This is a genomic window from Geobacillus lituanicus (assembly GCF_050994965.1).
GTDB lineage: Bacteria > Bacillota > Bacilli > Bacillales > Anoxybacillaceae > Geobacillus > Geobacillus stearothermophilus.
Window position 1 is genome coordinate 2448970 of sequence record NZ_CP194773.1, and the last position, 12200, is coordinate 2461169.

Genomic DNA, 12200 nt, shown 5'->3' on the forward strand with positions numbered 1-12200 from the left:
TTACTCCCCCCTCCTTTTCACCGCAGCAACGACTTTTATATCCGGGCCGACCATCTCCAACTGCCGGATGTCAAGCTCCATCGCCTCTTCAAGGCGCGAGAAGCCGAGGCCGCCGACCGGCGTCGGCGCTTCGCGGCCGCCGATCAGCTTCGGGGCGATGTAGGCGACCACTTCATTGACCGCCCCTGCCCGGAGGAAGCTGTCATGAACGCGCGAGCCGCCTTCCACAAACAGCGACGTAATGCGCTGCTCACCGAGCAGCCGGAGCACGTCGCGCACATGAATGTGCGCAGCCGCCATCGGGATGATGCGCACCCCGAGGCGCTCGTATGCCTCGGCCTTTTCCCAGCTGATGCCGCTCCCGGTGATGATCCACGTTTCCGCCTCCCGGTCGGTGACGACATGGGCGTCAAGCGGCGTATGCAAGTTTGTATCCAAAATGATGCGGAGCGGATTTTTCCGTTGCTCCCCGATGCGGACCGTCAACTTCGGATTGTCCGCCAACACGGTGTTGACGCCGACCAAAATGGCGTCATGCTGGGCGCGAAGGCGGTGCACATCTTGGCGCGCCGCCTCGGACGTAATCCATTTGCTTTCCCCGGTCGCCGTCGCAATTTTCCCATCGAGGCTGCACGCGTATTTTAACGTCACAAACGGCGTTTTTGCCGCGATATAGTGAAAAAACACCCGGTTGAGCTCATCCGCCTCTTCTTTCAACAGCCCGACATCGACCTCAATGCCCGCCCGTCGCAGCTTGTCGATCCCTTTCCCGGCGACGAGCGGATTCGGGTCGGTTGTCGCGATGACGACGCGGCGGACGCCGGCTTGAATGAGCAAATCCACGCATGGAGGCGTTTTGCCGTAATGGCTGCACGGCTCAAGCGTCACGTACACCGTTGCCCCGCGCGCCTTCTCGCCGGCCATGCGGATCGCATGCACTTCCGCATGCGGCTCTCCCGCTTTTAAATGGGCGCCAAGCCCGACGACCGCTCCGCCATTGACCACAACAGCACCGACGACAGGATTGGGGGACGTTTGCCCGATTCCGGCTTTCGCGACATCGAGCGCAAGCCGCATATAATGTTCATCGCGATACACCACACTCCCCCCTTTTTTTCTAAAAAATAAACCCCCGGAACTTCCCCGGGGGTTCGTTAATGAGAGAATGAACCATGATGTGCAGCCAAACAAACAAGAACACTTGTTCGTTAACTATGTCATACCGACCGACACAAAGCGGCCGCCGCTACACCAAACCGGCGCCGGCCGTCCAGGCCGGCCGAAAACAGCCGTGCGCACATCGCCATCCTTCTCCCATCCAGACTATACTGTCGGCTCCGGAATCACACCGGATCGTGCCGATACGGCTCGCGGGCTGAGAGGCATAGCGCCTCATCACCGCCGGTCGGGAATTTCACCCTGCCCCGAAGGAGGCTTCACTATATTATTAGGTTTATTATACCACAAGAGCGGCCGGAAATCATCATTGTACGACCCAAAACCAGTACGCCGCTCCCCACAATAGGCTCATCCCCAGCAAAATGAAAAACAAAAGCCAATTGTTCCGGCTTGTCCGCTCCTCGTCTTCCGTCCGTTGCTTACGGTTCGTCAAACACTTTCACTTCCTTCATGACATCGCCATTTTTCATGGCTTTGACAATCTCCATTCCCGACGTCACTTGGCCAAAGACCGTATGCACTCCGTCCAAATGCGGCTGCGGCTCATGGACGATGAAAAACTGGCAGCTGCCGGTGTCGCGGCCGCGGTGCGCCATTGACATCGCGCCAGCAACATGCCGGTGCGGATTGTGGTCCGTCTCACACGGAATCGTATAGCCGGCATCGCCCGTCCCGTTGCCGCGCGGACATCCTCCCTGGCTGACAAAACCGGGAATGACGCGATGGAACGTCAAGCCGTTGTAAAACCCTTGATTAGCTAATTTCTCAAAATTAGCGACCGTCACCGGCGCTTCGTTCGGGAATAGTTCAAATTCGATTTTCCCACCGTTTTCCATCAAAATATATCCTCTTTTCGCCATGGTACTTCAGCTCCTTTTTTGCGCTTCAACCGCTTTTATCATATCATGATTCGAAAGGGAAAGAAAGCCAAAATGCCGCCTCGTCGAACTGTTCATTGTTTTTTTAATATAATATATTTATATGGAATCGGAATGGGTACACTAGTGATGAATGATAGACGTAGCAAAACTGGCAAGGGGGCGTCCGACGGTGTTGTTGATGGCGGTGACGGTAATCGTCTTTTCTGTTTCGTTTCTCCTCATGCCAAAACGGCTTTCAGGCCTTGAAATGTATACAACTTCGCTGTTTGCGATTTTCTTCGGCCTTTCAACGGATTTGTTTCTCGATGTCAAGTACCATTTATACGGGTATTTTGATGTTGGAGTCGACGGACTGGCCTATGTATTTATTGTTTTCATTTACGTCACCGTCAACCTCCTGTTTTTAAACGGATACCCGATGCATCGTCCGATTTGGGTGCAGGCCGCCTATATCGGCGGATGATCGCTCTTTTCCCTTTTGTATGAAATGGCGGCGCTGAGGACAGAAATTTTTTACTACCACGGCTGGAAGCTTTCCTATTCAGCCGCCTTATATCCGCTTCTGTTTCTGATTTTGCTTTGGCATTTGTTGTTCGTGCGCCGCTTGGCGGCGAAGGCAAAGCGCCGTTCCGAATAGAAATTCACGCCGGCGTACGTTATAATGGTAGTGCATGGTTGGTAGATAGGAGGCGAGCAATGTGAAACGAACGATCGCTTCATCGCTGCTTTGGGCGATGCTGCTGGCGTTTCCGGCCATCGCAGCCGCGGATGCCGCGCCGGGTGATGTCATCGTCACGCTTGGTGAAAATTTGACCGCTGAACAAAAACAAAAAGTGCTGGAAGAAATGAAAGCGCCGGACGGAGCGCAGACAATCACGGTCTCGAACGCCGAGGAGCATAAATATTTGGATGGACTCATCCCGAAGGCGCAAATCGGCACACGCGCCATCTCATCGTCCATGATCACCATCGGTGAACCGGGCTCAGGGCTTCACGTTGAGACGCACAACATCACATGGGTGACGAAAGAGATGTATACAAACGCCTTGATCACCGCTGGGGTGAAAGATGCCGATATTTATATCACGGCTCCGTTTCCGGTTTCCGGCACCGCAGCGCTGACGGGGCTGATGAAGGCGTATGAAATTTCGTCCGACAAGGCGATTCCAGATGACGTAAAAAAGGTAGCCAACGAGGAAATGGTGCAAACGGCCAAGCTCGCTGATTCGATCGGCGCGGACAAAGCGGTCGCCTTGCTGGCGAAAATCAAAGAGGAAATCGCCAACAACCCGCCGCAAACGGACGCTGACTTGCGCGCCTTGATTGAAAAAATCGCCAATGATCTTGGCATCACATTAAGCGCCGATGAAATCAACGCTCTCGTCTCCCTTTTTCACAAAATGCAAAACGCCGACATCAATTGGGACCAAGTGAACGACCAGCTGAGCAAGGCGAAAGAGCAGCTGTCTGCGTTTTTGCAGTCAGAAGAAGGGAAAACATTCATCCAAAATTTGATCGACATCCTCAAAGAAATTTGGAATGCCATCAAATCGGCCTTTTCCGCCAACCAACAATGAGAGAAGGCGCCCTGCTGCATTAGGGCGCCTTCTCTTCTTGGCGGCGGCCGTTCTTTTCCAGGGCCGCCTTCATTGGTTGACTTTCGCCTTCAACGGCAAGTCATATTGGATCAAGTCTTCATACGTTTCCCGTTTGACGACGAGCTGGGCGTCGCCGTTTTCGACGAATACGACCGCCGGACGCGGCAGACGGTTGTAGTTGTTCGCCATCGAATAGCCGTAAGCACCGGTGCAAAAGACGGCTAAATAATCGCCCGGTTTCGCTTCCGGAAGTGCGATGTCCCAAATGAGCATGTCGCCTGATTCACAACACTTCCCTGCAATGGACACGACTTCCATCCGATCGCCCAGCACCCGGTTGGCCAGCACCGCTTCGTATTTCGCTCCATACAGCGCCGGGCGGATGTTGTCGCTCATGCCGCCGTCAACGGCGATATAGGTGCGGACGTTCGGCACCTCTTTGCGCGAGCCGATCGTATAAATCGTCGTTCCGGCATCCCCCACGAGCGAGCGGCCGGGCTCAATCCAAATTTCCGGCAACGGAAGTTGATGCACTTCCGCCTGTGTTTTCACCTCATCCACGATACAGTCGACATACGCTGACACCGGAATCGGGTCGTCTTCATCCGTATAGCGGATGCCAAAGCCGCCGCCAAGGTTGACGACCGCAGGAACGAACCCACACGTTTTGTGCCATTCGGCCAGCTTGGCAAACACTTTTCGTGCGGCGAGCACAAAGCCGGTCGTTTCAAAAATTTGCGATCCGATATGGCAATGGACGCCGAGCAGTTGAAACGCAGCCGACGCCATGACGCGCCGGAACGCTTCATCCGCTTGACCGTTATTCAAATCAAAGCCGAACTTCGAGTCTTCCTGTCCGGTTAAAATGTAATCGTGCGTATGCGCCTCAACCCCTGGCGTCACGCGAAGCAAAACCGGAACCGCTCGGCCGGATGACCCCGCCAATTGTTCAATCAGCTCGAGCTCGTAAAAGTTGTCGGCCACGATGCAGCCGACCCCGTGTTCAAGCGCCATCGCCAGTTCATCCCGGCTTTTGTTGTTGCCATGGAAATGGATGCGCTCCGGCGGGAACCCGGCGGCCAAAGCCGTATACAGCTCCCCGCCTGAGACGACATCGAGCGACAATTGTTCCTCAGCGGCCAGCTGCACCATGGCAACTGAAGAAAACGCCTTGCTGGCGTAGGCGACTTGCGCCCGCACGCCATGGCGGCGGAACGCTTCCTTAAACGCGCGCGCCCGCGCGCGGATCAAGGCAACGTCATAAATATAAAGCGGCGTTCCATACGTTTTCGCCAACTCGACCGTATCGACGCCGCCGATTTCCAAGTGCCCTTTTTCATTGACGCGGCTCGTTCCATGAAAAAACATTGAAATCCCTCATTCCTCATCAAAGTGGCGCAAACATGCATACCAAAAGCAAAAAAGACAGTTTCGCAACCGGCGCCTGCCTTGAAAAAAACAAAGCCGCAGAGCAATCAGCCCCGCCGCATGGCAGGCTGTCATACAGCCGCGTGCGCCCTCTGCCTCGAGCGCCCGCCCTCCTGAGGCGAACGACTCGCCAATGGCGCGCCTGCAAAGACGCGAAACGTCAAGTATAACGTATCATAATTATACAAAAGTTTCAATAGCGCCAAAAGGGAGAAAGCGGCCGTCCATATATGCCAATGGAAACGGCCGCTTGTGCGATGACGATCTGCGTCATGTCGGTTGCTTTCGCACGTCCTGTGGATGAACGATGCTCGGACGCACTTTCGCCCCGGCCGCCGAGCGGCGGACGACAATTTGCATAAATGCCGCCGGGTCAAACGGAATGAACGGCCATAAGTACGGCGTGTTGAGGGAACGGATGCTAACGAGCCAAAGCAAATAAACCGTCGCGCCGATGACGAGTCCGGGCACCTTAAACAAGGCGACGAGCACGACGAGCGCCAGGCGGGAAATTTTATTGGCCACGCTCAGCTCATAGCTCGGCGTTGCAAATGAACCGATCGCCGCGACGGAAACATACAAGATGACTTCCGACACAAACAGCCCAACGTCAATCGCGATTTGCCCGATCAAGACAGCGGCGATCAAGCCCATCGCCGTAGAGAGCGGCGTCGGCGTATGAATGGCTGCCATCCGCAAAAACTCAATTCCAAAATCAGCGATCAAAATTTGCACGACGATCGGAATATTCGCTTGCTTGTTCGGACCGATGAACGCCCACTCTTTCGGCAGCAGTTCAGGCTCAAGGACAAACAGCACCCAAAGCGGCAGCAAAAACAACGACGTCAAAATGCCTAAAAACCGCACCCAGCGCACAAACGTCCCGACCCCTGGCGACTGCCGGTATTCCTCGGCATGCTGGACGTGGTGAAAAAATGTTGTCGGCGTGATGATGACGCTTGGCGATGTATCAACCATAATGAGCACATGCCCTTCAAGCAGGTGCGTCGCTGCTACATCTGGCCTCTCGGTGTAACGGACGAGCGGGTACGGGTTGTATCCTTGTTTGACTAAAAACTCTTCAACTGTTTTGTCGCCCATCGTCAGTCCATCGACGTTGATTTGCTGCAACTCTTTCTTGACGAGTTCAACAAGCCCCGGGTCAGCGACGTCTTTAATATAGGCGATGCATACGTCCGTTTTTGACCGCTCGCCGACTTGCAAAATTTCAAAGCGCAGCCGCTCGTCGCGGATGCGGCGGCGGGTGAGCGCCGTGTTGACAATGATGTTCTCGACATAGCCGTCGCGGGCGCCGCGCACAACTTTTTCCGTCTCCGGCTCTTGCGGCTGCCGACCCGGATAGCTGCGGACATCAACGGCAAACCCGGTTGATTCCCCTTCAATCAAGACGATGATCAAGCCCGACAGCAGCTTGTCAACCGCTTCGTCGAGGCTCGTCACCGGACTGACTTGCTGATGAACGAGTCGATTTTCGATGATCTGCCACGCTTGGGACGCCTGGCGTTCATCATCGTTGACGCGCACAATTTGTTTTAACAATTCGATAATGTATTGCGTGTCGCATAAACCGTTGCAGTAGTAAATATGTACTTCCCGGTTTAGGATATAGATTTTCCGCACGCCTAAATCAAAGCTTGTCCCGACGCCGATCCGTTCTTGCAAAAACTTGGCGTTGTCAACGAGCTTCTTGGCGATCGGCGCTTTCGGTTTCTTTTCTTTTTCCGGCATGGCCTTCACTCCTTTCCAAAATCAACTCGACCGCCTTGCGCGTAATCGGCGCTCCGTATTTCGCATGGTCTCGATATCCCATTTTGCCGATGTCGCCGATGCCGACGATGAGCGGAATGTTCAACCGGTCAAGGCAGTAGACGGTATCACCATTGATCCGCCCGATCTCGAGGTCCCGGACGCCTTCTTTATCGACCCCATATTCGGTCATCACGCCGTCACGGTCGATGCTCACATGCACTTTTGTCCATTCATGCTGGTGCGTATTGGAGGCAACCGCCAGCGCCCCGAGCACTTGGATTTGCTCATGCGTCGCCACATAGCGAAGCGCCTGCTCTCCGGCCCCCTCCCCGAGGGCGCCGCAATCGTCAAACATGACAAACACTGGATCGTGCGGCGTTTGCAAAATGAGTTCGACCAACTGTTCACCGCTCAGTTTCGTCGGATTGCCTTGCGAGCGAGAAATGCAACGGCCGCCGATTTCGGCTGCAACCCGCTCAATCGCCCGGCAGGCGAACTCGTCCCCATCCGTTACTAAAATGACTCGTCGTTTTTCCATCATCTCTACCCTTTCGGTTTGCAAGTGAGCGCCGCGGCAAAAGAGCCAGCCACGATAAAAGCGAACAAGGCGCCGGCAAATCGGAACACCGCTGCTCCGGTTTCGACAAATCCCTCCGGCCGCGGTTCTACCATGGCCCCTTTCGCCAACCAATACCCAAATCCGCATAGCGGCATCGTCGCCCCGGCGCCAGCCCAAGCGACGAATGGATCATAGACGCCGCCAAAGCCAAGGAGTACGCCAAAGACGACAAGCGAACCGGCGACGCCAGCCGGCGTCCATTTGCCGCGGTCGATGATGAGCTGAACGATGGCGCACAGCAGCCCGCCGGCGAGAAAGGCACGGACGTATTCCATATCACATTCCCTCCTGATCGTTCCCAAATAAAAGACGTCCTACGGCGGCAAATCCGACTCCTGTCCAGCCGCTTCAATGACGACGCCGTGGGCGATGGCCGGAATCGATTGTTTTTGCTGCACCATCGTTTGACTCAAGAGCGCCCCGGTAGCGACGACAAACAGGCGTCGAAACGTTCCGCGGGCGAGCTCTTGAAGCAAATACCCGTACGTGACGACCGCCGAGCAGGCGCAGCCGCTGCCGCCGGCGAACACCTTTTGATCTGGCCGGTAAATCATCAGCCCGCAATCGTTGTAAACGTCGGTCACATCGTAGCCTGATTCAGCAAGCAACTCGCGGACGATGACGCTGCCGACGCGCGACAAGTCGCCGGTGACAATCAAATCGTAATCGCCCGGCGAGACGCCTAAGTCACGGAAATGCTGCTCGATCGTATCGGCCGCCGCCGGGGCCATCGCCGCCCCCATGTCGAGTGGGTTTTTCAGCCCGGCATCGATCACTTTGCCGATCGTCGCCGCCCGGAGGCGCCAGCGCCCCGGGGTTCGGCCGACGAGCGCAGCGCCGGCACCCGTGACGGTAAACGTCGCCGTTTTTGGCTTTTGCACCCCGAGTTCAGTCGGATAACGAAATTGCCGCTCGGCCGTCGCGTTATGGCTGCTTGTGGCGACAAGCGCCCGATCGGCCAGCCCTCCAGCAACGAGAGCCGCCGCCGCCGCCAGCGTCTGCATCGAGGTGGAGCAAGCGCCGAACAGGCATAAAAACGGAATCGGCAGCTCGCGGGCGACATAGTTGGACGTCGCACTTTGGTTTAACAAATCGCCGGCCAAAAACAGATCGACTTCTTCGGCCGACACGCCCGCCTTTTGCAAGCAGCAATCCACCGCCTCCCGCATCAGCCGACGCTCCGCCAACTCCCACGTTTTTTCCCCGCAATACAAATCGCGATGGCAAACGTCGAAATAACGGCCAAGCGGCCCGTCAGCCTCAAGCGGCCCGACAGCCGCAGCGGCAGCTTGGATGTAAACACCATCGTCAAACACCCATGTCTGCTTTCCGACACGTTTCATGGCCAATCCCTCTTTTCGTCACGGCCAAACAAGGCCAAGCACATAGGCGGCAATCAGACCATAAATGACCGCTGCCCCACCGGCTTTCAACATCTGCCCGGCCACCCCGGCCGTCCATCCTTCGCTGCGATGTTCGATGGCAGCGCTCGCGATGGCATTGGCCAGCCCTGTAATGAGCATCGTCGCCCCCGCACCGGCAAATTGGCTGAAATCATCATATTTCCCGACGGCCGTCAGCACAATCGCCAATCCGGCCATCACCATAGACGCCCACAGATGAGCCTCGAGCGGCGAAGCGGCAAACGTGCCGCCATACCAATCAACGAGCCATTGCGCCAACGCACAAAGCGCCCCGCCGACAAGAAACGCTTTTACCGCATTGGCGGCATATGGGGGAGAAGGCTGAAACGCCTTCACCTCGCGGAGATAATCGGTTCTCAATCCCACGTTTTCTCCCCCCTTTTCAGCGAAAGTGATCGACAAAATAAAGCCAATGAAACAACGAACCGGCCACTTTGCCAAAGGCGATGGCCATAAGTAAAATGACGATTTTATCATCGACGCCGATCCGCTTCGCTAAAATCGGCCAAACGTTCAACACCTCTGTTAAAGCGGCAGCGAGCATTCCGATAAACACACCATGAAACAATCCGATCGGCACAAGCCAATATTTGGATAAATGCCACACCGAATGGCACAGGCTCATCCAGCCGCCGACAATGGCACCCGCGACAGCACTCCACTCATAGGCGTGAATGCGCTTCGTCGTTTTCGTCAGCTGCGTCAAGCGCGGAATGACGCCAAGCACAACCAAAAAGGCGACAAACCCGGTTCCGACCGCCAGCCCTCCAGCAAAGCCGACGAACACTACCAGCAACACCTTAAGCGTCGTCAAGATGCCTCATGCTTTCTTTGTTTTCGTGCAAAATGACGTATTGATCGATCGCCTGCTGGTAGTTGAACATCTCGACCTCGAGAGGGCTAGGCTCCTCATTGATTCGTTTGCGGAACCAATGGTTGAAAAATAGCACCATCCCGATGCCAAGCCCAAGCGAATACGGAATTTGTAAAAGCAGCGGTTTATCGACCGATTGGCCGGTCATCATCTGGTAAAGATGGCGATGCGCTTGCTGCATGCTCACATCTTCGTGGAAATTCACGATCGCCATGGCTGAACCGACGAACAAAAGAAGCCAAACGAGAAGAAAAGAAGCCATTGAAAACCGCCGTTTTTCGTACACAACTTCCACGATCGTCTGTGAGGGGCCGACCATTTGCACATCAAGCGACGGGTCGGCATCAAGCACAGCTCGAACAATGTGCATCATATCGATAATGACGATGTTCTTGTCGCTCGGCTGGATGCGGTAGAGCGGAATCGCCTTCAGCCGGCGAATCAGCCCGCCATCTCCTCCCGTCATTTGGGCCACTTCTCCGAGCGTGACGACCGCTCCCGGTTTCACTTGCACGCGATGGCGCGGCTTAATAAACACAGTGGTTGCCATCTGCTTCACACCTTTATCCCCATTTTGTTTTTCTTTAGTTTGGTTGGCGGAAAGAAGGATCATACAGATTGCCGCCATTCGCCATCGATTTCATAAAAGTAGAAAAGAATGGGCTGAAAAGCGCCCATTTTTTTTGGAACATGATGATCAAATTAGGATTTTTTCCCTCCATCCGCCGTGAGGAGCAAAAAAAGGCGGAACTCCGCCCCATGCGAAAAAAACGGACTCACCCGTCCGCTTTTTCCCGCCCCATGCGGAAAAAATGGACTCACCCGTCCATTTTTTCCTTTATGTGCTGCAATATTTTCTTTTCCAGCCGGGATACTTGCACTTGAGAGATGCCGAGCCTCGATGCCACTTCAGACTGGGTTTGGTCTTTGTAATAGCGCAAATAGACGATCAGCCTCTCACGCTCGTCGAGTTCTTCGATCGCTTTTTTTAAGGCGATTTTGTCAAACCATGACGCTTCGTCGTCATCGGCGATTTGATCGAGCAGTGTGATTGGGTCGCCGTCGTTTTCGTATACTGTTTCGTGAATCGACGCCGGCGAGCGAACCGCCTCTTGGGCGAGGACGACTTCCTCCGGGGAAATGCCTAGATGGTCGGCGATTTCCGTAACCGTCGGCGCCCGCCCGCGCGTTTTCGACAGCTCATCTTTCGCCTTGCGGATTTTGTTGCCCATCTCTTTCAGCGAACGGCTCACTTTGACGGTGCCGTCGTCGCGAAGAAACCGTTGGATTTCTCCGATAATCATCGGCACGGCGTACGTGGAAAACTTGACGTCATACGACAAGTCAAACTTATCGACCGACTTCAGCAAGCCGATGCAGCCGATTTGGAACAAGTCGTCCGGCTCGTAACCGCGGTTTAAAAAGCGCTGGACGACCGACCAGACGAGACGCATATTTTTTTCAATAATTTCGTCGCGCGCTTCCTGGTCGCCCTCCTGGCTGCGGCGAATCAGCTCCTTCATCTCCTGGTCTTTGATCGGCGACTGATCTTGCTTGACATCGACATCCATAGGCATGTCTCCCTCAGTTACATAACGCTTTGCTTTTCGCAATATGCTTTTTCAAATACACAGTCGTCCCTTTGTTCACTTCCGATTCGACGATGACTTCATCCATGAAATTTTCCATAATCGTAAACCCCATCCCTGACCGCTCAAGCTCGGGCTTTGTCGTAAACAACGGCTGGCGCGCTTCTTCGATGTCAGGAATGCCGACTCCTTCGTCTCTCACCGTCAAATGGACGACACCGTCTTCAATGATGACCGAAATGGAGACGATGCCGTTCGGATCGTTGTTGTAACCGTGAATGATGGCGTTCGTCACCGCCTCCGAGACGACCGTTTTAATTTCTGTCAGCTCATCCATCGTCGGGTCGAGCTGGGCGACAAACGCCGCCACCGTCACGCGGGCGAACGACTCGTTTTCACTGCGGGCGGAAAATTGGAGGTGCATCTCGTTGCGCATTTATGCCACCCCCAATGCCTGCAACGCAAATTGTTCATCCGCCTCAAAGCGAATGATTTTAAACAGCCCCGACATGTCAAACAAGCGCTTGACCGTCGGCGACACAGCGCAGACGACCATCTGTCCGCCGACGTTTTTAATTTGCTTATAGCGCCCTAAAATGACGCCGAGACCGGAACTGTCCATAAACGTCAGCTGTCTTAAATTGAGCACGATATGGCGGATGCCCCGGTTTTCGAGCACATCCGTCACCTGCTCGCGCAATTCTTCCGCTGTATGATGGTCAAGCTCTCCGGAAAGGCGAACGATGAGCACGTCTTGCTTCACTTCCAAGTCGATCGCGAGACTCACAGCGTGTTCCTCCTTGTCCATTTCAGGATACGGAGACATTTCGCTGCCGCT

The 12200-nt window shown here is 54.9% G+C and carries 16 protein-coding genes and 1 riboswitch; of the genes, 2 read left to right on the top strand and 14 right to left on the bottom strand.

Annotated elements, in window-relative coordinates:
• From ribD to ACR1UW_RS12480, 3 genes are all read right to left on the bottom strand, one after another.
• Positions 1–1098 carry a bifunctional diaminohydroxyphosphoribosylaminopyrimidine deaminase/5-amino-6-(5-phosphoribosylamino)uracil reductase RibD gene (ribD, locus tag ACR1UW_RS12470; RefSeq protein WP_095859596.1) on the bottom strand — a complete coding sequence of 366 codons (1098 nt, stop codon included), beginning with the start codon at positions 1096–1098 and terminating at the stop codon, positions 1–3.
• A gap of 204 nt (positions 1099–1302) precedes the next feature.
• A riboswitch (FMN riboswitch) is annotated at positions 1303–1436 on the bottom strand.
• A 47-nt stretch (positions 1437–1483) separates the two neighbouring features.
• Entirely contained in the window at positions 1484–1612 is a 129-nt protein-coding gene (locus tag ACR1UW_RS12475; protein ID WP_255350139.1) for a hypothetical protein, read from the bottom strand.
• Positions 1599–2039 carry a peptidylprolyl isomerase gene (locus ACR1UW_RS12480; protein WP_047818635.1) on the bottom strand — a complete coding sequence of 147 codons (441 nt, stop codon included), beginning with the start codon at positions 2037–2039 and terminating at the stop codon, positions 1599–1601. Before ACR1UW_RS12480 ends, ACR1UW_RS12475 begins: the two co-directional genes overlap by 14 nt.
• A gap of 190 nt (positions 2040–2229) precedes the next feature.
• On the opposite strand from ACR1UW_RS12480, the gene ACR1UW_RS12485 reads away from it, so the two are divergent.
• The gene (locus ACR1UW_RS12485; protein WP_289642995.1) at positions 2230–2523 is read left to right on the top strand and encodes a hypothetical protein; all 294 of its coding nucleotides are present in this window, start codon (positions 2230–2232) and stop codon (positions 2521–2523) included.
• A 235-nt stretch (positions 2524–2758) separates the two neighbouring features.
• Positions 2759–3637: a DUF1002 domain-containing protein gene (locus ACR1UW_RS12490; RefSeq protein ID WP_033009085.1), complete on the top strand. Its 879-nt coding sequence runs from the start codon at positions 2759–2761 to the stop codon at positions 3635–3637.
• A gap of 69 nt (positions 3638–3706) precedes the next feature.
• Here the strand turns inward: ACR1UW_RS12490 and lysA are convergent, their stop codons facing one another.
• The 11 genes from lysA to spoIIAA all read right to left on the bottom strand — a co-directional run bounded on the left by lysA (position 3707) and on the right by spoIIAA (position 12149).
• A complete protein-coding gene (gene lysA, locus ACR1UW_RS12495) occupies positions 3707–5026 on the bottom strand; it encodes a diaminopimelate decarboxylase (RefSeq protein ID WP_100664086.1) in 1320 nt (439 codons plus the stop codon).
• A 330-nt stretch (positions 5027–5356) separates the two neighbouring features.
• Positions 5357–6835, bottom strand: coding sequence for a spore germination protein (locus ACR1UW_RS12500; RefSeq protein WP_498933550.1), 1479 nt, complete (start codon positions 6833–6835; stop codon positions 5357–5359).
• The gene (gene spoVAEA / locus ACR1UW_RS12505) at positions 6783–7394 is read right to left on the bottom strand and encodes a stage V sporulation protein SpoVABEA (protein ID WP_498933552.1); all 612 of its coding nucleotides are present in this window, start codon (positions 7392–7394) and stop codon (positions 6783–6785) included. The genes ACR1UW_RS12500 and spoVAEA overlap by 53 nt, the downstream gene beginning before the upstream one ends.
• Positions 7395–7399: 5 nt before the next feature.
• The gene (locus tag ACR1UW_RS12510; RefSeq protein WP_033017142.1) at positions 7400–7750 is read right to left on the bottom strand and encodes a SpoVA/SpoVAEb family sporulation membrane protein; all 351 of its coding nucleotides are present in this window, start codon (positions 7748–7750) and stop codon (positions 7400–7402) included.
• A gap of 39 nt (positions 7751–7789) precedes the next feature.
• Entirely contained in the window at positions 7790–8818 is a 1029-nt protein-coding gene (spoVAD, locus tag ACR1UW_RS12515; RefSeq protein WP_498933554.1) for a stage V sporulation protein AD, read from the bottom strand.
• An 18-nt stretch (positions 8819–8836) separates the two neighbouring features.
• A complete protein-coding gene (locus ACR1UW_RS12520; RefSeq protein ID WP_160269797.1) occupies positions 8837–9265 on the bottom strand; it encodes a SpoVA/SpoVAEb family sporulation membrane protein in 429 nt (142 codons plus the stop codon).
• Positions 9266–9281: 16 nt separating this feature from the next.
• Positions 9282–9713, bottom strand: a complete 432-nt coding sequence (locus ACR1UW_RS12525) for a stage V sporulation protein AB (RefSeq protein ID WP_033017146.1) — start codon at positions 9711–9713, stop codon at positions 9282–9284.
• Positions 9700–10323 (bottom strand): stage V sporulation protein AA, encoded by a 624-nt coding sequence (locus ACR1UW_RS12530; RefSeq protein ID WP_237420529.1) that lies wholly within the window; start codon positions 10321–10323, stop codon positions 9700–9702. Before ACR1UW_RS12530 ends, ACR1UW_RS12525 begins: the two co-directional genes overlap by 14 nt.
• Before the next feature lie 268 nt (positions 10324–10591).
• Positions 10592–11344 carry an RNA polymerase sporulation sigma factor SigF gene (sigF, locus tag ACR1UW_RS12535; protein WP_033009069.1) on the bottom strand — a complete coding sequence of 251 codons (753 nt, stop codon included), beginning with the start codon at positions 11342–11344 and terminating at the stop codon, positions 10592–10594.
• A gap of 13 nt (positions 11345–11357) precedes the next feature.
• On the bottom strand, positions 11358–11798 hold the full coding sequence (gene spoIIAB, locus ACR1UW_RS12540; protein ID WP_011231791.1) for an anti-sigma F factor: 441 nt from the start codon (positions 11796–11798) through the stop codon (positions 11358–11360).
• On the bottom strand, positions 11799–12149 hold the full coding sequence (gene spoIIAA, locus ACR1UW_RS12545; protein WP_033009068.1) for an anti-sigma F factor antagonist: 351 nt from the start codon (positions 12147–12149) through the stop codon (positions 11799–11801). It lies immediately after the preceding gene.
• Positions 12150–12200 lie beyond the last annotated feature (51 nt).

What these genes read in the sequence shown, in the direction of transcription:
- ACR1UW_RS12480 (WP_047818635.1), bottom strand. Translation starts at nt 2,039, where the DNA reads ATGGCGAAAAGAGGATATATTTTGATGGAAAACGGTGGGAAAATCGAA.
- lysA (WP_100664086.1), bottom strand. Translation starts at nt 5,026, where the DNA reads ATGTTTTTTCATGGAACGAGCCGCGTCAATGAAAAAGGGCACTTGGAA.
- ACR1UW_RS12500 (WP_498933550.1), bottom strand. Translation starts at nt 6,835, where the DNA reads ATGCCGGAAAAAGAAAAGAAACCGAAAGCGCCGATCGCCAAGAAGCTC.
- spoVAEA (WP_498933552.1), bottom strand. Translation starts at nt 7,394, where the DNA reads ATGGAAAAACGACGAGTCATTTTAGTAACGGATGGGGACGAGTTCGCC.
- ACR1UW_RS12510 (WP_033017142.1), bottom strand. Translation starts at nt 7,750, where the DNA reads ATGGAATACGTCCGTGCCTTTCTCGCCGGCGGGCTGCTGTGCGCCATC.
- spoVAD (WP_498933554.1), bottom strand. Translation starts at nt 8,818, where the DNA reads ATGAAACGTGTCGGAAAGCAGACATGGGTGTTTGACGATGGTGTTTAC.
- ACR1UW_RS12530 (WP_237420529.1), bottom strand. Translation starts at nt 10,323, where the DNA reads ATGGCAACCACTGTGTTTATTAAGCCGCGCCATCGCGTGCAAGTGAAA.
- sigF (WP_033009069.1), bottom strand. Translation starts at nt 11,344, where the DNA reads ATGGATGTCGATGTCAAGCAAGATCAGTCGCCGATCAAAGACCAGGAG.
- spoIIAB (WP_011231791.1), bottom strand. Translation starts at nt 11,798, where the DNA reads ATGCGCAACGAGATGCACCTCCAATTTTCCGCCCGCAGTGAAAACGAG.